The sequence below is a fragment of the Streptomyces sp. NPDC004609 genome (genome assembly GCF_042873655.1).
Taxonomy (GTDB): domain Bacteria; phylum Actinomycetota; class Actinomycetes; order Streptomycetales; family Streptomycetaceae; genus Streptomyces.
The window spans coordinates 95,214-121,018 of sequence record NZ_JBIALS010000001.1 but is presented as its reverse complement, the minus strand read 5'-3'; the positions used below and the strand labels follow the sequence as shown (position 1 = coordinate 121,018).

The 25,805-nt window shown below is 71.5% G+C and carries 20 protein-coding genes; 3 read left to right on the top strand and 17 right to left on the bottom strand.

The window, feature by feature from the left end; all coding sequences use genetic code 11:
* Window positions 1–99 precede the first annotated feature (99 nt).
* The 5 genes from ACFYT4_RS00455 to ACFYT4_RS00435 form a co-directional block, all read right to left on the bottom strand.
* On the bottom strand, window positions 100–756 hold the full coding sequence (locus tag ACFYT4_RS00455; protein ID WP_389264232.1) for a histidine phosphatase family protein: 657 nt from the start codon (window positions 754–756) through the stop codon (window positions 100–102).
* Window positions 753–1,184: a ribosome silencing factor gene (rsfS, locus tag ACFYT4_RS00450; protein WP_389263760.1), complete on the bottom strand. Its 432-nt coding sequence runs from the start codon at window positions 1,182–1,184 to the stop codon at window positions 753–755. The genes ACFYT4_RS00455 and rsfS overlap by 4 nt, the downstream gene beginning before the upstream one ends.
* Window positions 1,185–1,326: 142 nt before the next feature.
* Window positions 1,327–3,201 (bottom strand): LytR C-terminal domain-containing protein, encoded by a 1,875-nt coding sequence (locus ACFYT4_RS00445; protein WP_389263758.1) that lies wholly within the window; start codon window positions 3,199–3,201, stop codon window positions 1,327–1,329.
* A 19-nt stretch (window positions 3,202–3,220) separates the two neighbouring features.
* Entirely contained in the window at window positions 3,221–3,844 is a 624-nt protein-coding gene (gene nadD, locus ACFYT4_RS00440) for a nicotinate-nucleotide adenylyltransferase (protein WP_389263756.1), read from the bottom strand.
* Between the two features lie 47 nt (window positions 3,845–3,891).
* Window positions 3,892–4,053 (bottom strand): hypothetical protein, encoded by a 162-nt coding sequence (locus tag ACFYT4_RS00435; protein WP_389263754.1) that lies wholly within the window; start codon window positions 4,051–4,053, stop codon window positions 3,892–3,894.
* 286 nt (window positions 4,054–4,339) lie between these two features.
* On the opposite strand from ACFYT4_RS00435, the gene ACFYT4_RS00430 reads away from it, so the two are divergent.
* Window positions 4,340–5,422: a M48 family metallopeptidase gene (locus ACFYT4_RS00430; protein ID WP_389263752.1), complete on the top strand. Its 1,083-nt coding sequence runs from the start codon at window positions 4,340–4,342 to the stop codon at window positions 5,420–5,422.
* Between the two features lie 335 nt (window positions 5,423–5,757).
* Here the strand turns inward: ACFYT4_RS00430 and ACFYT4_RS00425 are convergent, their stop codons facing one another.
* From ACFYT4_RS00425 to rplU, 11 genes are all read right to left on the bottom strand, one after another.
* Entirely contained in the window at window positions 5,758–6,876 is a 1,119-nt protein-coding gene (locus ACFYT4_RS00425; protein ID WP_389263750.1) for a hypothetical protein, read from the bottom strand.
* Window positions 6,877–7,185: 309 nt separating this feature from the next.
* A complete protein-coding gene (locus tag ACFYT4_RS00420; RefSeq protein WP_389263748.1) occupies window positions 7,186–7,809 on the bottom strand; it encodes a hypothetical protein in 624 nt (207 codons plus the stop codon).
* Between the two features lie 104 nt (window positions 7,810–7,913).
* On the bottom strand, window positions 7,914–9,206 hold the full coding sequence (locus ACFYT4_RS00415; RefSeq protein ID WP_389263746.1) for a glutamate-5-semialdehyde dehydrogenase: 1,293 nt from the start codon (window positions 9,204–9,206) through the stop codon (window positions 7,914–7,916).
* A 173-nt stretch (window positions 9,207–9,379) separates the two neighbouring features.
* Window positions 9,380–9,970 carry a hypothetical protein gene (locus tag ACFYT4_RS00410; protein ID WP_389263744.1) on the bottom strand — a complete coding sequence of 197 codons (591 nt, stop codon included), beginning with the start codon at window positions 9,968–9,970 and terminating at the stop codon, window positions 9,380–9,382.
* A 134-nt stretch (window positions 9,971–10,104) separates the two neighbouring features.
* The gene (gene proB, locus ACFYT4_RS00405; RefSeq protein WP_389263742.1) at window positions 10,105–11,232 is read right to left on the bottom strand and encodes a glutamate 5-kinase; all 1,128 of its coding nucleotides are present in this window, start codon (window positions 11,230–11,232) and stop codon (window positions 10,105–10,107) included.
* A 272-nt stretch (window positions 11,233–11,504) separates the two neighbouring features.
* Window positions 11,505–13,613, bottom strand: a complete 2,109-nt coding sequence (locus ACFYT4_RS00400; RefSeq protein ID WP_389263740.1) for a hypothetical protein — start codon at window positions 13,611–13,613, stop codon at window positions 11,505–11,507.
* 204 nt (window positions 13,614–13,817) lie between these two features.
* Window positions 13,818–15,317 (bottom strand): D-ribitol-5-phosphate cytidylyltransferase, encoded by a 1,500-nt coding sequence (locus tag ACFYT4_RS00395; RefSeq protein WP_389263738.1) that lies wholly within the window; start codon window positions 15,315–15,317, stop codon window positions 13,818–13,820.
* Between the two features lie 195 nt (window positions 15,318–15,512).
* Window positions 15,513–17,561 carry a glycosyltransferase family 4 protein gene (locus ACFYT4_RS00390; RefSeq protein ID WP_389263736.1) on the bottom strand — a complete coding sequence of 683 codons (2,049 nt, stop codon included), beginning with the start codon at window positions 17,559–17,561 and terminating at the stop codon, window positions 15,513–15,515.
* 347 nt (window positions 17,562–17,908) lie between these two features.
* On the bottom strand, window positions 17,909–19,348 hold the full coding sequence (gene obgE, locus ACFYT4_RS00385) for a GTPase ObgE (RefSeq protein WP_389263734.1): 1,440 nt from the start codon (window positions 19,346–19,348) through the stop codon (window positions 17,909–17,911).
* A 234-nt stretch (window positions 19,349–19,582) separates the two neighbouring features.
* The gene (gene rpmA, locus ACFYT4_RS00380; protein WP_358823549.1) at window positions 19,583–19,837 is read right to left on the bottom strand and encodes a 50S ribosomal protein L27; all 255 of its coding nucleotides are present in this window, start codon (window positions 19,835–19,837) and stop codon (window positions 19,583–19,585) included.
* A 14-nt stretch (window positions 19,838–19,851) separates the two neighbouring features.
* The gene (gene rplU, locus ACFYT4_RS00375) at window positions 19,852–20,172 is read right to left on the bottom strand and encodes a 50S ribosomal protein L21 (protein ID WP_015033583.1); all 321 of its coding nucleotides are present in this window, start codon (window positions 20,170–20,172) and stop codon (window positions 19,852–19,854) included.
* Window positions 20,173–20,594: 422 nt separating this feature from the next.
* On the opposite strand from rplU, the gene ACFYT4_RS00370 reads away from it, so the two are divergent.
* The gene (locus ACFYT4_RS00370) at window positions 20,595–21,197 is read left to right on the top strand and encodes an acyltransferase (RefSeq protein WP_389263731.1); all 603 of its coding nucleotides are present in this window, start codon (window positions 20,595–20,597) and stop codon (window positions 21,195–21,197) included.
* Window positions 21,198–22,151: 954 nt separating this feature from the next.
* The gene (locus ACFYT4_RS00365) at window positions 22,152–23,369 is read left to right on the top strand and encodes a hypothetical protein (protein ID WP_389263729.1); all 1,218 of its coding nucleotides are present in this window, start codon (window positions 22,152–22,154) and stop codon (window positions 23,367–23,369) included.
* 92 nt (window positions 23,370–23,461) lie between these two features.
* Here ACFYT4_RS00365 and ACFYT4_RS00360 read toward each other — a convergent pair whose 3' ends face one another.
* A complete protein-coding gene (locus ACFYT4_RS00360) occupies window positions 23,462–25,612 on the bottom strand; it encodes a glycosyltransferase (RefSeq protein WP_389263727.1) in 2,151 nt (716 codons plus the stop codon).
* Window positions 25,613–25,805 lie beyond the last annotated feature (193 nt).

Below are 25,805 nucleotides of genomic sequence, written 5' to 3'. Positions count from 1 at the left end.
CGGCGCTGCGAACAAGAAGAACCTTAGCCTGCGACCTGCCGGAAAGTGAAATCCGGAGGTACGGGGCCGGGGCCGGCGTCATGGACGCGGCCGGGCGGGTCAGTCGTCGTCGCCGAGGACCGGTTCCGGGAGGGTGCCCGCATTGTGCTCCAGCAGCCGCCAGCCGCGGGCGCCCTGGCCGAGGACCGACCAGCAGCAGTTGGAGAGCCCGCCCAGGCTCTCCCAGTACGCGGACTCCAGGCCGAGCAGACGGCCGATGGTGGTGCGGATGGTGCCGCCGTGGCTGACGACGACCAGAGTGCCGTCCTCCGGGAGCTTCTCGGCGTGGTGGAGGACCACGGGCGCGGCCCGGTCGGCGACCTCGGTCTCCAGCTCGCCGCCGCCCCGGCGCACGGGCTCGCCGCGCTTCCAGGCCGCGTACTGCTCCCCGTGCCGCTCGATGATCTCCCGGTGGGTCAGCCCCTGCCAGACACCCGCGTAGGTCTCGCGCAGGGCGGAGTCGTACGAGACGTCGAGGCCGGTCACCCCGGCGAGCTCGGCGGCCGTGGCGGCGGCCCGCCTGAGGTCGGACGCGATGATCGCGTCCGGCTTGAGGGAGGCGAGCAGGCGCGCCGCCCGGCGGGCCTGGGCGACGCCGGTCTCGGTCAGGGCGATGTCCGTGGTGCCCTGGAATCGGCGCTCCAGGTTCCAGGCGGTCTGCCCGTGCCGCCACAGGACGAGACGGCGGCCCGTGCGCTTGTAGGCGTCCTCGTTCAGCTCAACTCACCGTCCGCTGTCCCGGAGAGCTCCGCGTGCTCCTTGGCCTTTCCGCGGGTCTTCACGGCGTCCTCGGGCAGCGGCAGCTCGGGGCAGTCCTTCCAGAGCCGCTCCAGGGCGTAGAAGACACGCTCCTCGCTGTGCTGGACGTGGACCACGATGTCCACGTAGTCGAGGAGGATCCAGCGGGCGTCGCGGTCGCCCTCGCGGCGGACCGGCTTGACGCCCAGCTTCTCGCTCAGCCGCTCCTCGATCTCGTCGACGATCGACTTGACCTGGCGGTCGTTGGGCGCGGAGGCGAGGAGAAAGGCATCGGTGATCGACAGCACATCGCTGACGTCATAGGCGATGATGTCGTGCGCGAGCCGGTCGGCGGCCGCCTGGGCGGCGGTGTTGACAAGCTCGATGGAGCGGTCCGTAGCGGTCACAAGCAGGCTTTCGTCGGTGGTCGGATAACCCCTCAAGGGTCTCACGGACCACCGACAACGCTCGCCCCCATTGCGGGGAGCCGCCGGTCCGGGCAGCTCAGGCTCCCCGGACCCGCGGATTCCGCTCAGTCGGCCGCCGGGGTCAGCCGGTCGCCTTGAAGTCCTTGCCCAGGACGACGCTGATGTCGGCGTTCGCGGCGGGTGTGCCCTTCTTCACCGCGCCCGCCGGCAGGCCCAGTGTCTTGGCGACCTCCGCCGCCTCCTCCTTCTTCGCGTCGTCACCGTAGGTGATCCGCGAGGTGGCGACGCTCTCCGCCTTGCCGCTGTCGATGACCGCGTAGCCGCCGTTGACCAGAGCGACCCGGGCGGTCTCGGTGGCCGAGGTCTTCCCGGTGCCGTTCTTGATGCCGATGCGCACGGCCGCGCCCTGCTCCGGAGCCGTGACCGAGCCGCCCAGGATGTCCTTGACGACGCTGCTCGACGCCTCCTCGGTGAGCGTGCCGTCCTGCTGGACCGGCAGCAGCGCGGTCCGGTAGTCGCCCCCCTTGGCGTGTTCCGCGAGCTTGGCGAGCGAGGCCCCCAGGTCCTTCTCGGTCAGTGAGGGGTCGAGGATCTGCCCCAGGGTCTCCACCGTGACGGTCGCGGACTTCGGCTCGCTCGGGAACTTCTTCAGGACGCCTTGCATGACCTGGCCGAAGCGCTGGAGCTGGTCCGCCTCGGCCTCGCCCGGGCCGACATAGGTGGCGTACGCGACGGCCGCCCGGCCGTTCAGGGTCTGGTTCTCACCCTTCTTCACCAGCGGAGCGGCGCCCTTCTTGTCGCCGGGCACCACGGTGTCGGTGGTCAGGTCGATGGTGCCGACCAGCTCGACCAGATTCTCCAGGAACGGGGTGTCGAGCCGCCAGGTGCCGGTGATCTTCGCGCCGAGGAGGGCGCCCACGGCCTCCCGGGTGCCCACGGAGCCGTCGTCCTCCACGGACTTGCCGAGGGTGGTGCCGGTGCCGTCGTCGTTGGCGACGGTGAGCGCGTTGGGGAGCAGGACGGTGGTGCCCTGCCGGGTGGTGACATTGTCGACGAGGAGGGCGGTCGAGGTGGCGCCCTTCTTCTTGGTGTTGTGCAGATGGACCACGATCACGTCCCGCTTCTGCGGTCCGGTGGCCGTGTCCGACGACTTCCCGTCCGACAGACCGGGCAGCTTGCCCGCGGCCCACAGATAGCCGACACCGCCCAGGAGGACGAGCGCCAGGGCGACGACGAGAGCGACCACACGGTGCCGGCCGCGGCGCTTGGCCTCCTCGCGCCGCTCGGAGCGGCTCTCGGTGAACTTCAGCCAGTCGATGACGTCTTCGGAGTCCTCGTCCGGCTCCTCGATGAAGGAGAACTGCTCGGTGCGGTAGTCGCGGTCGCCGTCCCCGGGCCGGCGCGGTGCGGGCACGGTCCGCCCGGGCGCGGCGGCGGAACGGGAGCCGTCGGACAGGGGCCCGTCGGGCGGGAAGCCGGGGGAGGCGGGATCGGAGGACGGAATTCCGGCCGGTTCGGCCCCGGGTGCGGCCGTCGCCGTACGCGATTCGGCCGGGACCCCCGTCTGCTGGTACTGCTGCGCCACGTCCCACTGCCGGGCGGTGTCCACCGCGGCCTGCCGCTCGCCGGTGTCATGGCCGTAGGAGTACCCGCTGTCGGTGTACCCACCACCGGGGTACCCGTCGCCGTAGGTGCCGCCGTCGTATCCGTACGGGTACTCCGCGCTCCGGCCGCCCTGGTCCTGCGGCGGGGGCTGGGCGTACGGGTCGTACTGCGGGAGTTCCCCGGTCACGGGCTGCTGCGGGGCGTAGGGGTCGTAGGCGTAGTCCCCGCCGACGGTCTGGCCCTGCTGGTGCTGGTCGGGATGCTGCGGCTGCTGCTGCGCGTACGGATCGTACTGCTGGGGCTGCTGATAGACCGGCTGCCCGTACTCGTCGTAGCCGATGATCCGCGGCTCCTGGTAATACGGGTCGTACGGATTGTGCTGGTCGTTCACCGGTGCCCCTCTCCGTGGCTCACACGCCGCGGTACAACTGGCGCTTGTCGATGTAGCGCACGACACCGTCCGGTACGAGGTACCAGACCGGATCCCCCTTCGCGACTCTCGCACGGCAGTCGGTCGAGGAGATCGCCAGTGCGGGGACCTCCACCAGGGATGCCTTGCCCTCGGGCAGCCCGTCGTCCGTCAGATCGTGTCCGGGACGGGTCACGCCGATGAAGTGGGCGAGCGAGAACAGCTCGGTCGCGTCGCGCCAGCCGAGGATCTGGGAGAGCGCGTCGGCTCCGGTGATGAAGAAGAGATCGGAGTCCTTGTTCAGGGAGCGCAGATCCCGCAGGGTGTCGATCGTGTACGTCGGCCCCGGGCGGTCGATGTCGATACGGCTGACGGAGAACTGCGGGTTGGACGCCGTGGCGATGACCGTCATCAGGTAGCGGTCCTCTGCCGGGGACACCACCTTGTGGGTCTTCTGCCACGGCTGTCCGGTCGGTACGAACACCACCTCGTCGAGGTGGAAAAGGGCGGCCACCTCACTGGCGGCCACCAGGTGACCGTGGTGGATCGGGTCGAAGGTCCCGCCCATCACGCCCAGTCGACGCCTGCCGGTACCGGTACCCGTAGGCACTTCCTGCTCTCCCATGCGTGCAGAGCCTACTGGCACGTTCGTCCGGTCCGCCCGGTCCGGGCTCAGCGGTCGCGGTTGAAACGGGTGGTGATCCACAGCAGGAGAAGCAGCGCGAAGAGGACGCTGCCACCGATGAAGTACGGGTCGAGGCTTGCGTGATTGCCGCCGTGCTCAGCGCCTTCGGCGAGAGTGACCAGGTTGGCGGCGGTGCTGGTGAGGCTCATCTTCAGCGGACCTATCGATCGGGAATCAAGGCGGGTCGACTTCGCCCACATCGTATGCGGGCCCCTCGGGCACGCTTACGCCGACTCGGTCGTTGTGGTTGTCACGGCGTCGTTCCTGCGGTGCCGTGCAGCTGAGACAAGTGGAAACCAGGCGCGCGGCTCCCGCACTTCCAGGTTATCCACAGCCCCCGACGCGCTGGGGCACCAGCGCCTACGCTGGGGCTTGTCGGGGGGGGACGAGTCATTACATGCAATTCGCACCATTAGGGTCAAACAGGGGGCTTGAATGACCGAAAGCAGTCAAGAGAGTGTGCCGAGCAGGCAGCGCAAGCGCTTCCCGGGCATCTCCTCACGCGCGTACGAACATCCCGCGGACCGCTCGGCGCTGGTGGCTCTGCGCAAGCTCAGCGGGTTCGACACCGTCTTCAAGGCACTGAGCGGACTGCTGCCGGAGCGCAGCCTGCGGCTGCTCTTCCTCTCCGATTCGGTCCGGGTGGGCGACGAGCAGTTCGCTCATCTCAACTCCATACTGAGGGACGCCTGCTACATCCTGGACCTGGAGAAGGTCCCGGCGATGTATGTCACACAGGACCCGCGGCCCAATGCGATGTGCATCGGCCTGGACGAGCCGATCATCGTGGTCACCACCGGTCTGGTGGAGCTGCTGGACGAGGAGGAGATGCGGGCGGTCGTGGGCCACGAGGTGGGCCACGCGCTCTCGGGCCACTCCGTCTACCGCACGATTCTGCTCTTCCTCACCAATCTGGCGCTGAAGATCGCCTGGATCCCGCTCGGCAATATGGCGATCATGGCCATCGTCACGGCGCTGCGGGAGTGGTTCCGCAAGTCGGAGCTCTCGGCGGACCGCGCGGGGCTGCTCGTGGGCCAGGATCTCCAGGCGTCGATGCGGGGCCTGATGAAGATAGCCGGAGGCAACCACCTGCACGAGATGAACGTCGACGCGTTCCTCAAGCAGGCGGAGGAGTACGAGGCGGGGGGCGACCTCCGCGATTCCGTGCTCAAGATCCTCAATGTGCTGCCCCGCTCGCACCCGTTCACCACGGTCCGTGCGGCCGAGCTGAAGAAGTGGGCGGAGAACCGCGACTATCAGCGGATCATGGACGGTCACTATCCCCGGCGCTCGGAGGACAAGGACACCTCGGTGACGGGCTCCTTCCGCGAGTCCGCCTCGCACTACGCGGACACGGTGCGTACGAGCAAGGATCCGCTGATGAAGCTCGTCGGCGACATAGCCGGCGGTGCGGGCGACCTGGGCGGCAAGCTCCGCGACAAGTTCACGAGCGGCGGTGCGTCCGGCGGCTCCTCCAGCGGCAACGGGGGAAGCAGCGGGAGCAACGGCACGAGCTAGCCGGGCGCGCCCGGCTGCCCGGACGGCCGACAGCCCGGCACTTCCCGGACGGCGGGCGGGACCGCGCCGGGCGCCCCACCCCTGCCCGGCCCTGGCTGTACCCGGCCGAGGGCAGGGGAAGGCCCGGCTTGTCTTGGGAAGGCCCCGGCTGGTCCACGGACGTCCGATGCCGCCCTGGCGGGCACGAGTGAGCCCGCTTCCGGCACCCGGGACGCCCGCGCCTCCCGGATCGCGTCGACCGACCGCTGCCCCGGGCCCTCCCGGAGCAGCACCACTCGAAGCGCGTCAGCCGACCGCTGCCCCGGACCTCCCCGAGCAGCCGCCCTGGCGCCCTCTCAGGGCCTCGGGGCGCTCCGGGAGGGGCTTGGCTGGGCGGAGGGGGACAGAGAGCCGCAGAGGGCCGCTGTGGCGTCGCCCGCGGCGTACGGGTCGGTGCCGGCGGGGACGCCGGGGGTGGCGCGCTGGCCCGCGAGCAGGGGGCGCAGGGTGCCGGAGGGGTCGTCCGAGCACGCCTGGGGACCGGCCTGGACATGGCTGGAGACCAGTTCCGTACGGCGGCGGTCGAGGTCGTCCCGGTCGAAGCGGAGATGCAGCTCCCGGCGGACGGTGAAGAGGGACGCCTTGCCCGCCCTGCCCGCGGGGGTGCCGCCGATCCGAGCCGGGCGCAGGGCGTAGGTGAAGGTGTGGTTCGAGGTCACCTCCAGGGCGTCGGCTCCCGCCTCCAGATAGGTCAGCCCGCCCCGCACCCGCACCTCGGGGTCGGCGAGGGCCACCCTCGCCGGATCGAAGCGCACCATCCAGCCGGTGGCCGCGTGGTGGCCGTCGGCGACGGGGGTCGACATGCTGCGGTCGAACTGGTCCAGCTGATCGGGGTCGAGCAGCACTCTCACCGGCCGCACGGCACCGCCGGTGAGGACATCGGGGTCCAGCGAGGACACCACCAGATAGTCCTTGGCGATGGTGAGCGCGGTCATCACCTGGCTCTCGGAGAAGTTGCGGGTGCGCCGGGCCCCCGGGAGGTTGATGCCGGAGGCGGAGGCGCGATAGTGCGCGGCGGGGCTGCGGGCATAGAGATCGGCGGGCGTCCCGCCCGGGACGGGACCCTGAGGAGCGAGGGGGATCATCGTGATACGCAACGGCTCGGCCCGCTTGCCGGCGGGCGCCTGAGACGGCTGGCGGACGGCCAGATAGACCGCCGTTCCGAAGGCCAGCGCCACCAGAACGACCAGCACCAGGATCTGCCGGGAACCGGACCTGGCCTTCCACTCGGGGAGGGAGCGCACGGCGCGCGCGTGGGCGCCCATCCGCTCCTGCGCGGAGAACTCCTGAAGCCGCGCAGCCTGTACGAACGATTCGTCGAAGACGACGGACCGGTACTCGTCCTCTCCACCGCCGGGGAATCCCTCGGGTGTCCCCTCAGGCGTCCCCTCGGGCGGGTCTCCGCGCCCAGCCATACTTTCAGGTTGGGTCCGGCGGGGCTCCGGTAAACACGACCGTACCCGGCAAAGTCTGACGAGTTCTCACCAACGTTGATCCCGTCCGTTCACCGGTGGACCGGAAAGTGATCAGCGGCCCGCGGGAGAGGGAGCACCCGCGGGCGCGGGACCAGGCACGCCGCGGCGGGCGGGCGCCGGGAACACCAGGGCCCGGCTCTCTTGGCGGGGGGCACACGGCCGTGGCCCGGCAGGAGGAACATCCGCCGGGAAGCGGCCGACCGTAAGGGAAGCGGATTGGGCAGCGGTCGCCCCGGAGAGAGCCGGCGGTCAGGGGGTGCGGCGGTCGGCAGGGGCCGGCGGCGCGGAGTACTCCGCGGAGACCGAGGGGCTGCCGACTCGGTCCCTGAGGGAGTTGGGATCCGAGGCGGAGCCGGTCGAGCGGGAGGACTTGGTGGCGTCGACACCCGTCGTCGCGGGCGGCGGCACCTGGTCCTGGCGGTTGCCGGAGGCTCCCCGGTAGACGGCGGTGAAGGCGAGGGCGACCATGCCGATCCCCATCAGCAGGGCGAGGACCCAGGCCACCGGCCGGTGCCAGCGGGCACTGCCGCGGTAGGGGCGCAGGGTACCGCCGTGCCTGCCGTAGGGGTCGGCGTACTCGTCGTAGTCGCCGGAGCGGATGCCGTCGCGGTAGGCCCGCTCACGGCCGTAGCCGCCGTCGTACAGCTCGTCGTCGGTGATCCCGAGACCCGTTCCGGCGCGGGCGGCCTCGGCCTCCGCGCGGGCCTGGGCGGCGGCGAGCAACCGCTCGACGGCGGTGGGTTCATGGACCTCCGCCGCCCGGACGAAGTCCTCGTCGAACACCACGGAGGCGAAGTCCTCGTCCGCGCCTCCGCGGTCGTCGTCGGGCTCCCAGCCGTCCGGGAACGGCCTGCCCCCCACGTCGTCCGGCACGCATTCAGAGTAGACCTGGGAGGTGGGTTTGGGCAGACGGAAGGAGAACTCTCTCCCCGGCGGGATGGCGCGGGACGCGGCGGGCGGCCGCGCCCCGCGTGCCCCTACCGGGTGTGGCCGTCGCCGGTCACGATGTACTTCGTCGAGGTCAGCTCGGGAAGCCCCATCGGACCGCGCGCGTGCAGCTTCTGGGTGGAGATGCCGATCTCCGCGCCGAAGCCGAACTGGCCGCCGTCCGTGAAACGGGTCGAGGCGTTCACGGCGACCGTGGTCGAGTCGACCAGTTGGGTGAAGCGGCGGGCCGCCGCCTGGGAGGTCGTCACGATCGCCTCGGTGTGCCCGGAGGACCACAGGCGGATGTGCGCCACGGCCGCGTCCAGCGAGTCCACGACGGCCGCGGCGATGTCGTAGGAGAGGTACTCCGTCTCCCAGTCGTCGGTCGTCGCCGGCACCACCGTGGCCTTGGTCGCGCCGGCGTACTCCAGTACGCGCTCGTCGCCGTGCACGGTCACCCCGGCGTCGGCGAGGGCGTCCAGGGCGCGCGGCAGAAAGGCGGCGGCGACGTCCTGGTGGACCAGGAGGGTCTCCGCGGCGTTGCAGACGCTGGGCCGCTGTGCCTTGGAGTTGATCAGGATGTCGACGGCCATGTCGAGATCGGTCGCGGCGTCCACGTACACATGGCAGTTGCCGGTCCCGGTCTCGATGACGGGGACGGTGGACTCCTCGACGACGGTACGGATCAGTCCGGCGCCGCCGCGCGGGATCAGCACGTCCACCAGACCGCGGGCGCGCATCAGCTCCTGCACGGAGTCGCGGGATTCGCCGGGCACGAGCTGGATCGCGTCGGCCGGCAGGCCGGAGCCGCCGACCGCGTCGCGCAGGACCCGTACGAGCGCGGTGTTGGAGGAGTACGCGGACGACGAGCCGCGCAGCAGGACCGCGTTGCCCGACTTGAGGCAGAGGGCGGCGGCGTCGACGGTGACGTTGGGCCGGGCCTCGTAGATGATCCCGACGACTCCGAGGGGGACCCGGACCTGGCGCAGGTCGATGCCGTTCGGCAGGGTCGAGCCGCGGACGACCTCGCCGACCGGGTCGGGCAGCGCCGCGACGTCGCGGACATCGGCGGCGATCGCCCGTACCCGTTCCGGGGTGAGCGTGAGCCGGTCGATGATCGCCTCGCCGGTGCCCGCCTCACGGGCCCGGGCGACGTCTTCGGCGTTGGCCGAAACGATCTCGCTCGTACGGACCTCCAGGGCGTCCGCGATCGCCAGCAGCGCGTCGTCCTTCGCCGAGCGCGGCAGCGGCGCGATGTCCGCGGCGGCGGAGCGCGCCCGGTAGGCGGCCTGGGCGACCGGGGAGAGGTTGTCGTAGGGCGAAAGCGGCGAGGACGTCGTCATACCCGCAGGGTAATGCGCCCACCGCGGCCGTCCGGCAGGTATCCCGCACTCCGAGACGAATGCCCCGCACCGGGCACCGCCGCCCTCCCCGGGGCCGGGCGGCGGGACACGGCTGGACGCGGCAGGTACGCGGAAGAACGCCGCGAAGGGCTCGGAAACGGCCCCGGAAGGGCTCAGAAGGGGTGGACGCCCACCGGCGCGGCCGGAGGCGGACCGTAGCCCTCCGCGATGCGCTGGTGGTAGGTCTGCCGGTCGATGACCTCCAGCCCGACGATCGTCCACGGCGGCAGCTTCGCGGTCGAGCGGTGCTCGCCCCACAGCCGCAGCGCCACGGCGGCGGCGTCATGGAGGTCCCGGGCCTCCTCCCAGTAGCGAATCTCCGCGTGATCGCCGGCATATCGGCTGGTCAGCAGGAAGGGGTGGTCGTGGGCGAGCTGTTCGAGGCCGCGCCTGACCTCGTGCAGCGGCGCTTCGGCCCCGGAGACGCTGAGCGTGATGTGCCACAGCTTCGACTGGGCCCGCTCGTCGCCGTACGGGTCGCCGCCGGAGGGCCCCGAAGGGTCGGAAGGGGCGGCCCCGTGCCCCGCCCCGGTCCCCTCGCCGAAGTCGGCACCCGCCTCGACGCTGGTCAGCGTCCGTTCCTCGCCCGGTGCCCTGCGGGCGGGCTCACCTGCGGATCTACGGATGGACTCCCCCGTCGCCCTGCGAATGTGGGGGACGCCATCGTTGCCTCGGGGCATGTCCCCTGGGCGCGCTCGTCTCACCGGCGGCCTCCTGATTGCATGTCTCGACTTGCTCTACCCCCGCCACAACCCCGCCTCAAAGTTGACCAGTCCCGGAGCGGGGATGGGGCGGTTTTGGTAAAGGTCCCTGTTGGTTGGCGGGACTTTCAGCCGTTTCAGGGGTGCAGGACCACGAGATCGTCCCTGTGTACGACTTCCCGCTCGTATTCCGGACCGAGTGCCTGTGCGAGTTCACGGGTGGAACGGCCGAGGAGCTGAGGGATCTCCTTGGCGTCGAAGTTGACGAGCCCGCGGGCGACCGCCCGGCCCCGGGTGTCGCGCAGTTCCACGGGGTCCCCGGCGGAGAACTCGCCCTCGACCGCGGCGATCCCGGCCGGCAGCAGCGACTTCCTGCCCTCGACGACGGCCCTGACCGCGCCGTCGTCGAGGATCAGCGCGCCCTGGGGGGTGGAGGCGTGGGCGAGCCAGAGCAGCCGGTCCGCGGAGCGCCGTCCGGTGCTGTGGAAGTACGTACCGGTGTCCCGGCCCTTCAGCGCGTCGGCGGCGCGCACGGCGGAGGTGAGGACGACGGGGACCCCCGCCGCCGTGGCGATCCGGGCGGCCTCGACCTTGGTGACCATGCCGCCGGTGCCGACGCCCGCCCGGCCGGCGCTGCCGATCTGGACGTGCTCGATGTCGGCCGGGCCGCGTACCTCCCCGATGAGCGAGGTGCCCGGCTGGGACGGGTCGCCGTCGTAGAGCCCGTCCACGTCCGACAGGAGCACCAGCAGATCGGCCCGGACCAGATGGGCGACCAGTGCGGCCAGGCGGTCGTTGTCGCCGAAGCGGATCTCGTCGGTGGCGACCGTGTCGTTCTCGTTGATCACCGGGACGGCACCCATGGCGATCAGCTGGTCCAGGGTCCGGTAGGCGTTGCGGTAGTGGGCGCGGCGGCTGGTGTCGTCGCTGGTGAGGAGGACCTGGCCGACGCGCACGCCGTAGCGGGCGAAGGAGGCCGTGTAACGGGCGACGAGCAGACCCTGGCCGACGCTGGCGGCGGCCTGCTGGCGGGCCAGGTCCTTGGGGCGCCGCGCGAGGCCGAGGGGTGCGAGTCCGGCCGCGATGGCGCCCGAGGAGACCAGCACGATCTCCTTCTCGCCCCCGCTGCGGACCTTGGCGAGAACGTCGACGAGGGCGTCCACCCGGTCCGCGTCGAGCCCTCCCGACGCGGTGGTCAGGGAGGAGGAGCCGACTTTGACGACGATCCTGCGGGCCTGTGTTACCTGCTGCCTTGCCACTGTCACAGGCCGAATCTATGTCAGGCCGCGGACCGGGTGCCCGGCCATTTCACCCGCTGGACAGGCCCGTCCGCCCGGGAGAGGCCCCCGCCCGGCGGCGAGGCGTGCAGGCACAGGGCGTGGCGGGACTTCCCGTACCGCAGAGCACGCGGGTCCCATACGGAACACAGGGTCACCGTGCGGCGGCGGCCGGAGCGGCGGACACGGCCCGTACGGCGACGCGGGGTCCGCTCGGTGTCGTCACCGTGCGGACCCCGCGTCGCCGTACACGATCCCGCTCAGCGGGCCAGCTGGGCCCTCGCCCCGCTCGACTCCACGGCCCGGGACGCGCCGCCCGGCTGCGGCCTCCCCCGGAACTGCTCGTCGGCGCGCTGGTCGACGGCGCGGTTGCGGGCCTCGGCGGCGGCCTGGAGCGTGCGTACGGCGGAGTTGAAGCGCTCCATCGAGGTGGGGCGGTCGGGGCCGAGGAGGTAGTCCTTCAGCTCGCGCCGCGCGTCCGCCAGCGGGTCGCGCTCGGGTGCGGTCACCGCGGCGAGCAGGGCGTCCAGTTCGGCGGCGCCGCTGCTGAGGACCACGGCGGCCCGCGCGGCGGTGTTCTGCCGCTGGAACTCCTCGACGCCCAGCCCGGCGGAGTCGGTCACGGCGTACGGCTTGCCGCTCGCCATGAAGTCCGAGACGACGCTGGAGATGTCGGAGACCATCGCGTCGGCCTCGTTGAAGCAGTCGTACAGCCTGGGCTCGGCGCCGGTGACGATCCGGTGCTCCCACCAGCCGGTGGAGCGCCAGTAGGCGTCGTTCCAGTCGGCCCGTAGCTGCTTGATCCGGGCGAGGCGGACCGGGTCGGAGAGCGAGACCCTCGACTCCTCGGCCTCGTCGCCGCCGGAGCGGCCGGGGGTGGCGAGGTCCGCCAGTTCGGCCTCGATGGCGGCGAGTTCGGCGCCGGCACTCTCCCGGCCGGCCTCCGACGCGGCGGCCTCGGAGGCCCAGCGGGCGTCGGCGCGGCGCTCGGCGGCGGCGGCCTTCACCATGGCCGTGATCCGCTCGTGGACGGCCTTGGCCTTCTTGTTGCGGATGCCGGTGAAGGGGTGCGGCTTGTAGACGAGCCGCACCGGCGGCTCGGCGGTGAGGAGACGGCGGACGATGTTCTCACCGGCCAGCAGCAGCGAGGTGTTGCCCGGGTTGTCGTCCCAGCCCTCCCAGGTGGGGGCGTACAGAATCGTCGGAACCGGGTGCTTCGTGGTGCCCGTGCCGGTCCGGATGGGGGCGAGCTGGGGCCGCCCGACCTCGACGATGTCCTCGTCCCGTACGCCGACGTCGGCCAGGGCGTAGCGGTCGCGGCCGGCGCGGCCGGCCGTCCACACCTCGTCGTAGACCTTGCTGAACGGGTTGACGCTGGCGAGCTTGTCGCTGTCGCCGTGCCCGATGAAGACGTGCTTCATGGTCGGTACGCGCAGGATGTGGATGTTCTTGCCGACGTTGGCCGGGTAGAGCGCGACGCGGACCGTGGAGAGGCTGAGGTTCATCATGTGCATGCCGCCGGGAACGCACAGGACGGGCACGGCGGTGGGGTTGAGCTTGGGCACCAGCTCGCGCTCGCGCATGATGATCAGCGGACGGCCGTCGATCTGCTCCAGCGTCTCCAGCCACATGTTGACCTGGTACGCGGACTCGTCGGAGCCGGAGAAGTAGAGGGCGACGGTGGGGCGGTACTCCTGCAGCCAGTCGCCCACGGCCTTGAGCACGGTGGCGGCGGGCGGAACCCGGCGGCTGCGCAGATAGGGCGCGAGGACCACGGTGTAGAGCAGGCCGAGCCCGACGGTCGCGGCGACCCCCGCGTATCCGACGGCGTCCCTGCCGGTGGCGGCCGCGGTCAGCACTCCGGCCATGGCGGGGATGTCGAGATGGAGCATCTTCTCGCCGGACCGGTGCAGCAGGGCCTTCGGCGGGGCGTCCGGGACACGGATCTTCTGGAGGTCCACGTTCCGGGTGACGACCGGCATGGTGCGCCGCATCCGGATCAGGGTCGCCAGCGCTCCGTGCGGCGCCTGGAGGGCGTACAGGACGAGGAATCCGGCGACGGCCGTGTAGAAGAGCGGGGTCTGGGCGAGCGCCTCACGGGCGAGCAGCAGGACCAGCAGCAGCTGACGGAGCAGAAAGCGGATCGGCAGACCCACCCGGACCTTGCTGAGACGGTTGACGAGATAGCTGCGGCGGTGGTGCAGATACCAGTCCGCGGCATAGGTCACGGCGGCGGCCGCCGCGAAGAGCGGAATGCTCGGGAGCAGCGCGGCGAGCATGACGCACGGATAGCCGAGCCCGATCAGAGCGGCGGCGGCCAGCTCTGACCGGCTGCCGACTCGTACCAGGCGAATGGCGGTCGAAATCACGGGGAACCTGCTCCAAAGGGTGCCGGTCGATCCTTCAGGGGAATTGCGAAGTCGGGGCTTCCCGGGGAAGTCAGGGCTTCACAGACCGAGCCTCCGCATTTCGCGTCCATTGCGTCCCGCGTTTCGCACGTTTTTTCACGGCGAGGCAATCACAGAGGTCCGGGAATTTCATCGGATGTCAGCAAGGTGCGTGAGCGTGAATTATTACACATCCCCCTCGCGGTCCAGGACCGCGGCGAGCGCCTGCTCAAAGCCCGACGCCTCGCCGGCGCCACGCGTCGGGTCCTGCTGCCGTACGTCGATGACATGGCCGGTCAGCTCCGACAGGAGCACATCGAGGGAGGTTCTCGCGACGGCCTCGGAGGAGAGGAGAGTGCCTGCGGGCTCCGTGCCGAACGCCTTGGTGCGCATGGGGGTCGCGGTGCGTTCGGGATTCACGCAATTGACCCGGATCCCATCGGCCGCCCACTCGTCCGCGAGTGCCTGGGTGAGATTCACCATGGCCGCCTTGGTGGACGAGTAGAGGCTGTACTCGGCACGCCCCCGGGTATAGCTGGAGGAGGTGTAGAGAAGCAGCTGTCCCTTGCTCTCCGCCAGATATTTGTAGGAGGCGCGGGCAATCTGGACGGGCGCCAGGTAATTGACGTTCAATGCTTCCTGGATGGTGCTGTTGTCCGTTTCGGCCAGCTTTCCGATACGCAGGACACCGGCGGTGTTGATGACGTAGTCGATACGGCCGGTCTCGGAGTAGGCGCGGGAGAGCGCGTCGTCGACGTGTTCCGGGTTCTCGACATGGGTTCCGGTGGTGGAGCGGCCCAGGGCGTACACGTGCGCGCCGTAGGTCCCGGCCAGCCGGGCGATGTCCGCGCCGATGCCGTACGAGCCGCCGAAGACGACGAGGGTGCGGCCGGCGAGCAGCTCGCGGTAGGCGGTCTCGTCGGCCTGGCGGGGCGCCGCGGTGGACGCCAGCTGGAACAGCTTGTCGGCGAGGAAGACATCGACGGGCTGGGTGACCTTCATGTTGTACTCGTCCCCGGCGACGACGTGGATCGGTACGTCGGGGAGGTACTTGAGGACCACCGAACAGTCGTCGGTGGCCTGGAAGTTGGGGTCCTCCGCGGCGATCTCGTAGGCCCTGCGGATGGTGGAGAGGGTGAACGCCTGCGGGGTCTGGCCCCGGCGCAGCCGTGAGCGGTCCGGCACATCGGTGATGAACTCGCCGTCGTCACCGTGGGTGCGGGTCACGATGATGGTGTCCGCCGACGGGATGGCGACGTCCACGGCGTGATAGCGCTCCAGCGCGTCCACACAGTCCTGGATCACGCGCTGTGACAGGAGCGGGCGGACGGCGTCGTGGAACAGGACGTTCGGGTCCTCGCCCGCGCCGAGGCCCTCGCTCAGCGCGGCGATGGCGCGCTCGGTCGTCTCGTTGCGGGTCGATCCGCCCTCGATGACCCGCCGCACCTTGGTGAGGCCGGCCTTCGCGATGATCTTCTCCACGTCGGGCACGAACCCGGGCGCCATGAGAACGATCACGTCATCGATGGATTCGGCCTGTTCGAAGATCGTCAGCGTGTGCTCGATGACGGCCTTGCCCGCGATCTTCAGCAGCTGCTTCGGGATCGACAGCCCCACCCGTTGACCGGTACCACCGGCCAGCACGACTGCCGTGGTGCGGGGCTTGGCTTCACGAGGCGCTGACACAGAACGACCTACCTTGGGACGAGTGGGGGACGGTGCGATGGTCGCACTCTGCGTGACCGTCCCGCAAGGCGGACCCCGCCCGCGGAACCTCGCCGGGACACCCGGGGTTCACCCGGTGGCCAGCGAAGTTGACGCTCTCCTTACACAGATGCGGAGTGAGGGACGACACAGAGTGGCGGGCTTTACAGAAGGCGCTCATCGGTCTCCGACATGGAGCACGAGCCTGTTGGTGGCGTTGTAGGCGAGGGTCACCTTGATCAGCCGCTGGTCCTGCCCGCGGAGCTTGCGCAGCACCCGGCGGGCCAGCAGCAGGGAGCGCTGCTTGTGCAGCAGGACGTCCGGGTAGACGAAGACGTCACTCTTCCGGACCACGTCGTCAAGGACCCGCCCGATGCGCACCGGATCCTCCCCCGGGGCGTAGCGGAGCCAGATCTCCCAGTACTCGTGCTCGCCCTCCAGCCGCTCGGCGGCGGCCTCGCAGTCGATGACGGCGGAGAAGCCGCGGGTTCCCTCGCGGGTGCCGTGGAAGACGAGTTCGTCGTTGACGTCGCCGCGGCGGCGCAGCACGAGGGAGGGTTCGCCGGACGGCTCGACGGGGCCGACCAGGCGGCCCGTCAGGGTCAGCCGGTGGCCGGACAGCACGACGTCGGCGGCCTCGACGTGCACGGGCCGTACCCAGGAGCGCAGCACCAGATGCTGCTGGGGGGCACGCCGGTGCGGTACGAGATGGCGCACCCCGGAGTCGGTTCTCAGCCGCTCCGCGACCCTCAGCGAGCCGCGCTGGTCGACGGCGCGGGCGGTGAGCTGGACCCGGCGGCCGGTGCGGGGGTCGTCGGCGTGGCACATCCAGTGGCCGTCGGCGAACTCGTCGGCGGCCGGGATCACGGCGGTGCCGTCGGGCCGCAGCGGGTAGACGCGTTCGCCGGCGTGGCCCTCGATATGGGTGCAGACCAGGCGCAGCCCGGGGTGCTTCAGGGCCGCGGCCTGGGGTGCGACGACGGTGACGGTCAGTGAGCCGTCGGCCTCGGCGACGCAGTCGGCCACGGGGGCGAAGGGCTGGGTGCGCGGGGCGGCCGGCGCGGTGCCGGCGTGCTGCGAGGAGCCGGCGCCCAGTTCGGCGAAGAGGTCCGCGTACCGCTTGGCGACGACGCCCGGGTCGTAGCGGCGGGCGTTCCTGATCGCGGCGGCGGCCATCTCACGGCGCAGCGGCTCGTCGTCGATCAGCCGGAGCAGGGCCGCGGCGACCGCGTCGGCGTCGCCGACCGGCACCAGCAGGCCGTCCTCGCCGTCCTTGATGATCTCGCGGGGGCCGTAGTCGCAGTCGGTGCTGACGAGGGGCAGTCCGCAGCGCATCGCCTCGACGAGGGTCATGCCGAAGGACTCGTGGCGGGAGGTGGAGGCGGCGATGGCGCCCTTGACCCACTCGGGCTCGATCGGGGAGCGCGGGCCCATGAGCTGGACGCTGTTGTGGAGGCCGAGTCTGTCGATGGTGCGGCGCAGCCGGTCCTTGTCGGGGCCCCAGCCGCAGATACGCAGCCGCCACTCGGGCCGGGCCTCGACGACCGTGGCGAAGGCCGTGATCAGGACGTCGTACCGCTTCTCGCGGGAGAGCCGGCCCGCGGCGACGATCAGATTGCCCTCCAGGTCCGAGGGCGCGACGACCGGTTCGGGAACGCTGTTGGGTATGGAGAGCATGCGGGTGTCCGGGAGCGGCATCTGCTCCCGCCACACCTCCGCGTCTCCTTCCGAGACCGTCACGAAGGCGTCGAGCCGGTCGAGATACTGCCGCATCTCCTCGCGCAGCTCGGGCTTGTGATGGTTGTGCGTCATGTGCTCCTGGCCGATGAGCACCGCGCCCTCGGGCGCGAACTGCGTGACGTAGGCGACCAGTCCGGGCCGGGTCCCGATGACCACGTCCGCGTCCGAGCCCTCGTAGTGGGCGCGGACGCGTTCGTCGGTGAGCCTGCTGTACTCCTTGTACCGGGCCTCGCTCCGGGGGAAGTGCTCGGAGGGCTCCTGGTGGACCGGGTCGTCCTTCTCGTACGTCGGCGACTTCGGCCGGGTGTCGACGAGGTGCACGAGGCTGATGCGCGGGTCCGTGGGGAACAGCGGGATGTCGCGGTGCCGGAACGCCGAGACGATCTCCACCTCATGACGGTCGACGAGTTCCTCCGCCAGATTCAGCGTGGCGCGGATGGTGCCGCCGATGCCGTAGATCGTGTGGATGAGGAAGGAGATCTTCATCAAGGCTCCGTTCGCCGTTCTGGGGCACTGTGGCTCTGCCCCGGAAACACGACGTCAGCCGTCCGCCGGGTCACGGTCCGCCGGGTCACGACTGCAAGACGCCTTCCGGGCACGAGAGGTTGTGCCGTCTGCCGGACCGATTCTCCCTGTCCGCGGCGGTCGTTCACAGCCCTGTCCGTCCGGTACGGGGGCGGTCGTTCACGGCCCTGTCCGTCCGGTGCCGGGGCGGTCGCTCGCGGACCCGCCGGCCGGATGCCGGAGGACGGCCGCGCCCGCCGCCGCGCGGTCCCCGGAACGGGCTGCGCGGCGGCCGGAGCGGACCCGGTCACGGACGGCTCACCGGGGGCTCACTGGAAGGGGTCGAACGCGTCGTACGCGCGCTCGGCCTCGTCCCGCTCGGCGTCCCGTTCCCTGCGGCGCTGGGCGGCCGGGCGCGGGGCGTCGAGGCGGTGGTCCTCGCCACGGCGGCCGAGCATCTCGGCGCCCGCCATCACGGTCGGCTCCCAGTCGAAGACGACCGCGTTGTCCTCGGGGCCGATGGCGACGCCGTCGCCCGCGCGGGCACCGGCCTTCATCAGCTGCTCCTCGACACCGAGGCGGCTGAGCCGGTCGGCGAGGTAGCCGACGGCCTCGTCGTTGCTGAAGTCGGTCTGGCGCACCCAGCGCTCCGGCTTCTCGCCGCGTACGCGGAAGACGCCGTCGTCCTCCAGCGTGACCGTGAAGCCCGCGTCGTCGACGGCCTTCGGGCGGATGACGATCCGGGTCGCCTCCTCCTTCGGCTTGGCGGCACGGGCCTCGGCGACGATCCCGGCGAGCGCGAACGACAGCTCCTTGAGCCCGGTGCGGGCCACGGCCGACGCCTCGAAGACGCGGTAGCCGCGGGCGAGGAGATCGGGGCGGATCATGTCCGCGAGGTCCTGCCCGTCCGGGATGTCGATCTTGTTGAGGACGACCACGCGCGGCCGGTCGTCGAGACCGCCGTACTGCTTCAGCTCCTCCTCGATCACATCGAGGTCGGAGACCGGGTCGCGGTCCGATTCGAGGGTCGCCGTGTCCAGGACGTGCACGAGGACCGAGCAGCGCTCGACATGGCGCAGGAACTCCAGGCCGAGGCCCTTGCCCTGGCTGGCGCCGGGGATGAGCCCCGGCACGTCCGCGATGGTGTAGACGGTGGAGCCCGCGGTGACCACGCCCAGGTTCGGCACCAGGGTGGTGAAGGGGTAGTCCGCGATCTTCGGCTTGGCGGCGGAGAGCACCGAGATCAGCGAGGACTTCCCGGCGGACGGATAGCCGACGAGTGCCACGTCGGCGACGGTCTTCAGCTCCATGACCACGTCGCGCGCCTCGCCGGGCTCGCCGAGCAGCGCGAAGCCGGGGGCCTTGCGGCGGGCGGAGGCGAGCGCCGCGTTGCCGAGGCCGCCCCGGCCGCCCTGGCCCGCGACGAAGGTGGTGCCGTGGCCGACGAGGTCGGCGAGGACATTGCCCTGCTTGTCGAGGACGACCGTGCCGTCGGGCACGGGGAGGACCAGGTCCTGGCCGTCCTTGCCGGAGCGGTTGTCACCGGCGCCGGGCTGGCCGTTGGTGGCCTTGCGGTGCGGGCTGTGGTGATAGTCCAGCAGCGTGGTCACCGACTGGTCGACGACCAGGACGACATCGCCGCCCCGCCCGCCGTTGCCGCCGTCGGGGCCGCCGAGCGGCTTGAACTTCTCACGGTGTACGGAGGCGCAGCCGTGGCCTCCGTTACCCGCGGCGACATGCAGTTCGACGCGGTCCACGAAGGTGGTCATGGGATGTGCCTCCAGAAACGTCACTACCGGGGTGGATCGGGGTGGGTACGGGAACGGGTGTCCGCCGTGGAACGGCCTCGTCCCGGCGAAGCGGGCCGTGGTAGGGCCGCGTCCCGTGGGACACCGGCTCCGTCCTAGACGTAACACGCGAAGGGCGGACCCGCTTCCCCTACGGAGATCCGTACGGAAAGTGAGGTCCGCCCTCGCGATGAGACCGTGGTACGGCTGCCTGGGTCAGGCGACCGGAACGATGTTCACGACCTTGCGGCCACGGTGCCGGCCGAACTCGACCGCACCGGCCTGCAGCGCGAACAGGGTGTCGTCGCCGCCGCGGCCGACGCCCGAGCCGGGGTGGAAGTGGGTGCCACGCTGGCGGACCAGGATCTCACCGGCGTTGACGACCTGACCGCCGAAGCGCTTCACGCCGAGCCGCTGAGCATTGGAGTCGCGACCGTTCCGGGTGGACGATGCGCCCTTCTTGTGTGCCATCTCTCCTCAGTCCCTTACTTCGCAGCCGCGGGGATGCCGGTGACCTTGATCGCCGTGTACTGCTGGCGGTGGCCCTGGCGACGGCGGTAACCGGTCTTGTTCTTGTAGCGAAGGATGTCGATCTTGGCGCCCTTGTGGTGGTCCACGACCTCGGCCGTGACCTTGATGCCCGCCAGGACCCACGGGTCGCTGGTCACGGCGTCGCCGTCGACAACGAGCAGGGTAGAGAGCTCTACCGTGTCGCCAACCTTGGCGGTGGAAATCTTGTCAACCTCAACGATGTCGCCGACAGCAACCTTGTGCTGGCGACCACCGCTGCGCACGATGGCGTACACGCGGATCTCTCTCTCGCTCGGAACGGAAACTCCTGATGCCAGCCGCCCGCACGGGCCGGGGCCCGCGACTGTCCGGATGGGGTGAGCGGCCTCTCCGGGCGGAAGCCGGAGGGAGGTGCTCAGGAGCTGGCGTGCGACAGACACGCCGACGGTCAAGGTTACGGGGGCGGGGCCAGGGGGGTCAAACCGGGTCCCCTCCCGGCTCCGGGCGCCCCGCACTCCCCCGCTCCGGCGGCCCGGCGGCCCGGCGGCCCGGCGGCTCCCGGCTCCCGGCTCCCCGGAACCGTGCTCCCCCGGCCGCGGTTCCCGGTGCCCGCCGGCCGTTCGGCCGTGGCACGTATGCTCCCACCGACGTCGGCGAAGTGACCGCAGCGCATTCCCGTACGTACGCCCGCATCCCGCACCGCCCGGAAGGCAGAACAGTGAACTACAGGGTCCAGCCCACCGCCCAGGTCGCCGAGACCGCCGAGATCGGCGCCGGCAGCAGCGTGTGGGAGCTCGCGCAGATCCGGGAGGACGCCCGGCTCGGCGAGGGCTGTGTCATCGGCCGCGGCGCGTACGTCGGCACCGGTGTGCGCATGGGCGACAACTGCAAGCTCCAGAACTACGCGCTGGTCTACGAGCCGGCCGAGCTGGGCGACGGTGTCTTCATCGGCCCGGCCGTGGTGCTCACGAACGACCACAACCCGCGCTCGGTCGACCCCGACGGCAAGCAGAAGCGCGGTGGCGACTGGGAGGCCGTCGGGGTGAAGATCGCCGACGGCGCCTCGATCGGCGCGCGTGCGGTGTGCGTCGCCCCGATCCGTATCGGCCGCTGGGCCATGGTCGCGGCCGGGGCGGTCGTCACCAAGGACGTGCCCGACTTCGCGCTGGTCGTGGGCGTGCCCGCGCGGCGGGTCGGCTGGGTCGGCCGGGCGGGCGTCAAGCTCGGGGAGCGCGGCGGTGAGCCGGGGGTCTGGGAGTGCCCGAAGACGGGTGAGGTGTACGACGAGAAGGACGGCGCCCTCAACGAACGCGCCCTCTGACACGCCCTCCGAGGACCGCCGGCGCCGGGAGCCGCCGGTTCTGCGCGGTTCACCGGACGGCGGATCACCGCAGTCGGATATCACCCGCGGATAGACGGCCCGCGCCGCAACGGCGCGGGCCGTCCAGCTACTCGAACCCCTCGAAGGGCACCGGCACGCCGCGAAGCGGGACCCGCGGGCGTGCCGGGTCCCCGCTTCTGCCTGACGAGGGAAGAACATGCCGGACAGCGCACCGTACGTACCCAACCCTCCCGGCGCCGTGCTCGTGACCGGTCCGACGCGCGACGAAGCCGAGGACATCGGTCCGGTTGCCGCTCTCGTCGGATCGTCCGCGCCCGAGGCGCACATCCCGACCACGGACGACGACAGCCCCGACAGCCCCGGCGGCACGGGCGGGCCCGCCGGAGAACCGGCCGGGGCCGGCCGGCACGTCCGGGTGCCGCACCGCGCGGGCGGGGAGAGCCCCGGTGCCGCCCGTCCGGCCGGTTTCCGCCGGGGCCTCGCCCATGACCTGGGCGTCCCCGTCCGCGGCGTCCCGTTCGAGAGGGACGCCGGCGGCTCCCGTCGCCGTCGCCGAGCGGGAGCGCGGGCACAGCGGGACGAGCCGACCGGTCGCCTGCGAGGCGCGGGGCCCGGTTTCCGGCCGGGGTCCCGGGAGCCGCTTCGGCGTCCGCCACCCGTGGCCGACGCCATGACCCCGCCCGCATAGGCGGAGGTACGCGGTAGCGGGAGTACGCAGGCCGCGCGCACCGCGGGCCCGGTGTACCCGAGCCGGCTCGCGCCCGTCCGCGCGGCCCGTGGCTACACCCATCCGCCCGCCCGCCAACTGCTGGTCATTCCCTCATTTTCAGGACATATAACGCCATTTCGGCATGTTCCGCCGCCGATCCACGCTCACCGAATCATCGTTCCCCCCAGCAGGCCGCCCGTCTCCCCGTCCGAGAAAGAGCGACGATGCAGCGAACTCAGCTCCGCGCAGGGCCCGCCGCCACCACACCCGCGCCCCCGCGCAGCGCGGACTCCCGGGCCCACCGGCTGATGGCCGCCGCCATCCGGGCCTGGCCCGCCCTCGCGGGATACGCCCTGGTCAGGCTGGTGAACCTGGTGTTCATCGGGCTGGGCACCGACCGGCCGATGCGCTCCCTGCTGGCCACACGATTCGACAGCGGCTGGTATCTGGGGATCGCCGCATCGGGCTATGCCCAGAACTGCCCGATCAGGGGTGAAATGTGCCGCTACGCGTTTTTTCCCCTCTATCCGCAGCTGATCCGTGGCATCGGCGGGATCATCCCGCTCTCCCCCGTCACGATCGCCTGGACCATCGCCCTGCTGTCGTCCCTGGTGGCCGCCTGGGGCATTCTTGCCGTCGTCGAGCTGGTCGCCGACCGCAGGGCCGCGATCCTCACCGCCGTGCTGTGGGGCATCGTCCCGCACGCCGTCGTCCAGTCCATGGCCTACACGGAATCCCTGTTCACAGCCCTGGCGGCCTGGGCGCTGTACGCGGTGCTCACACGGAAATGGCTGACCGCCGCCTCCCTCGCCGTCCTCGCCGGGCTGACCCGCCCCACGGGTGCCGCGGTGGTCGCCGCCGTCGCGCTGTGCGCCTTCTGGGCCCTGCTGCGGCCCGTCCCGGAGGGCGAGCGATCCGGCCCGGACGGTGGGCGGCCCGTCCCGCGTCTGCTGACGGCCGTGATCGTCTCGCCGCTGGGTCTCGTCGCCTGGTTCGGCTGGGTCGGTTACCGCGCGGGGCGCTGGGACGGCTACTTCCAGGTGCAGGAGCGCCGCTGGAACACCCACTTCGACTTCGGTGCGTACACCTTCGGGCAGATCACCGACGTCTTCACCGTGAGGGGATCGTGGACGCTCACCATCCCGGTGATCGCGGCCACGCTCTGCGCCGCTGTGACCCTGCTCGTCGTCTGCGCGCTCCAGCGGCTGCCGGCGCCGCTGCTGATCTACGCGGCCACGGTCCTCGTCGTCGCCCTCGGTGGCAGCGACTTCTTCCATGCGAAGGCGCGGTTACTGATCCCCGCGTTCGTCCTGATCATCCCGGTCGCGAAGGTACTGGCGCGGTCGCGTCCGGCGGTCATCGGCACGATCGTGACCGCGGGCGCCCTGGTCTCCGGCGCCTACGGCAGCTATGTGGTGCTCGTCGCCACGGCTTCCCCGTGAGCGCACAGCACCTTCCCCGTGAGCGCGCGGCCCCGGGCAGGGCGCCGTCCGTGACCGGAACGGCCCCTCACCCGGGCTTTCCCGTACACCGCTCAGGCGCGGTCGCCGAGGATCAGGGCGTCGAAGTGGTCGCTGATCACCGACCAGTCCCAGGTCGACAGCGAGTGCTTCGCCGCAGCGTCCGTGGCCGCCCGCCAGTCCTCCTCGGACGCCGTGTGCGCGATGATGCGCTCGGCGGCCTCCTTCGGCGAGGCGACGACCCAGTCCGCCGGGAACAGCGTGCGCGCGCCGTTCTCCTTCCCCGCGAAGAAGGGCCAGTCCCGCACGACCGGCAGGGCACCGCTGACGGCGCCCTCGACCAGACCGCAGTGGAAGCTCTCACGGACCGAGCTGCTGAGGATGACACCGACGCGGGTCAGCGCGCCCGGCACGTCGTCGGTACGGCCGACCAGTTCGACGGCCTCGGACAGCTCCGCCAGGTCCTTCTGGAGCAGGTCGTCGTAGGCGCGGGCGGTCGCGCTCGCCTTGCGGTCGAGGCCGTCGCCGATGACGACGAGCCGGTAGCGCGGGTCGCGGGTGCGCAGCTCGCGCAGCACCTCCAGGGCCCAGCGCGGGTCCTTGGCGACCGCGCTCACCCCGACGAGGCCGAGGGTGAAGCGGGCGTCGGCGGAGTCCTTCTCCCGCTGGAAGGGCTCCAGGTCCATGGCGTTGGCGATGACGTGCAGCTTCGGTGCGTGCTCCTCCCGCAGCTGCGGCAGCACGTCCACCGCCAGATCGCGCAGATGGCTGCCGACGAAGACCATGTCGTCGACGCGGGAGTAGTCCACGAGGTGCGGCCAGTGCGTGAACACCTCGTAGCTGTGCAGCCGCAGCACGATCCGGGTGGTTCCCGGGTCGACCTGGGTGAAGAGGGCGGCGGCGCTGGTGCACCAGTCGACGAAGACGATGTCGGCCCAGTCGAGGTGCGGGCGCAGCGCGGCCTCCACCTGGTGGCCGAAGGGCTTCTGCCCGCCGAGGGCGTACTCCAGCATCCGGCCGCCGCTGCGGGCCAGCGGGCGCAGCACGTCGTCGTCCTTGACGTCGAAGTAGCGGATCTCGACGTCCGGGTGGTCGCCGTAGCGGTCCAGGACGGGCTTGATGAAGTTGTCGTAGTAGTACGTGGTGACCAGCAGCCGCAGCGGCCGGCCGGCCGGGGTCGGGGCGGCGGGCAGCGCACGGCCCCCGGGCGCGATGAGCTTCCGGTACGCCTTGCCCGCGCGGAACGGCGCGAGGTACGCGGCCGGGTCGGCGGCGAGCGGTGAGGACAGGCCGTCGGAGTGGATGGCCCGGTGGAAGGCGATGCCGAGGGCGCTGGACAGTGCCGCCGCCGCGCCCTTGGTGTCGTCTTTCTTGAGGCGGGCGTCGGCCTGGGAGAGCGCCGCGCCGATCGCCTTGGCCCGGCCCGCGGGGTTGTCATGTCCCCTATTGAGGTCGGTGCGGGCGGACTCGGCGTACAGCTCGGCCTGGAGGGCGCGGTTGGCGGTGAGCTGTGCGGCGGAGGCGAGCACCATCGCGGCACCGGCCTTGCGGCCGCCCTTGGCCATGGAGGTGCTGACCCTGCGGGCGAGCTTGGCGCGCATCCCGTCCGGCACCTTGGGCGCGGTGACGGCGACCCGCCACGCCTTGGCGCCGACGGAGGTGCGCATCACGGCGGGCGACGAGGCCCGGCGCAGAGCGCTGCCCACGGCCCGCCGGGTGGTGCGCTGGGTGGTGCGGGCCGCGTGCACCGGGCTGGGCACGGAGTTGCGGGCGTCCTGGATACGGTAGTGGCGGGGGCGGTCGCGGCGGTCGGCGACGGCCTTGAGCCCGGGCGCGGTGCCGAAGACGGCGTGCGCGCGGCGGTTGCGCTGGGCGAGCTGCCAGGTGGCGTACACCGCGCCCTGGTCGAGCGCGACCAGGACCTGGGCCTTGCGGGCCCAGCGGCGGGTCGGGGCGTCGCCCTCGACGCTGGCCCAGACCCGGCGGGGCGCGGGCATCTTGGCGACGCGCCCGGCGAAGGCCGCGCCCCGTGCCTCGTTGGCCTCCGTCAGCGAGCGCAGCCCGTCGAGCCGGGCGCTCTCGTCGCCGAGTCCGTCCCTGAGCTCGCGGGCGTCGAACAGGCCCACGAGCCGGACGGTCGCACCCTCGGCGCGGAACTTCTCCAGCGAAGCCCTGAGGACCGCGGGCTGCGGTACCGCGCCAGCGATCAGAAGTACATGCGTCATGCCGCGAGGCCCTCCACCGCGTCCAGGTTCGAGGACGAAGAGGTGCGTCCCGATTCCACCGTTTCCCGCGACCGCCGAACGGCCGGTTCCGTGCTCCGCCTGCCGACGGTCCGTACGCGGGGGTCCCGGCCCTCGAAGAGGCCGTGTGCCGGGGGCGCGGTCGGTGCCGCCTGCGCTGTCGGCGGGAGGAACA

Bases quoted from the DNA above. Each gene is read 5' to 3' on its own strand.
- ACFYT4_RS00365 (WP_389263729.1), top strand. From the start codon at position 22,152: ATGCAGCGAACTCAGCTCCGCGCAGGGCCCGCCGCCACCACACCCGCG.
- ACFYT4_RS00435 (WP_389263754.1), bottom strand. From the start codon at position 4,053: ATGAGCCTCACCAGCACCGCCGCCAACCTGGTCACTCTCGCCGAAGGC.
- ACFYT4_RS00430 (WP_389263752.1), top strand. From the start codon at position 4,340: ATGACCGAAAGCAGTCAAGAGAGTGTGCCGAGCAGGCAGCGCAAGCGC.
- ACFYT4_RS00425 (WP_389263750.1), bottom strand. From the start codon at position 6,876: ATGGCTGGGCGCGGAGACCCGCCCGAGGGGACGCCTGAGGGGACACCC.
- ACFYT4_RS00390 (WP_389263736.1), bottom strand. From the start codon at position 17,561: ATGAAGATCTCCTTCCTCATCCACACGATCTACGGCATCGGCGGCACC.
- ACFYT4_RS00360 (WP_389263727.1), bottom strand. From the start codon at position 25,612: ATGACGCATGTACTTCTGATCGCTGGCGCGGTACCGCAGCCCGCGGTC.
- ACFYT4_RS00415 (WP_389263746.1), bottom strand. From the start codon at position 9,206: ATGACGACGTCCTCGCCGCTTTCGCCCTACGACAACCTCTCCCCGGTC.
- nadD (WP_389263756.1), bottom strand. From the start codon at position 3,844: ATGGGAGAGCAGGAAGTGCCTACGGGTACCGGTACCGGCAGGCGTCGA.
- rpmA (WP_358823549.1), bottom strand. From the start codon at position 19,837: ATGGCACACAAGAAGGGCGCATCGTCCACCCGGAACGGTCGCGACTCC.
- obgE (WP_389263734.1), bottom strand. From the start codon at position 19,348: ATGACCACCTTCGTGGACCGCGTCGAACTGCATGTCGCCGCGGGTAAC.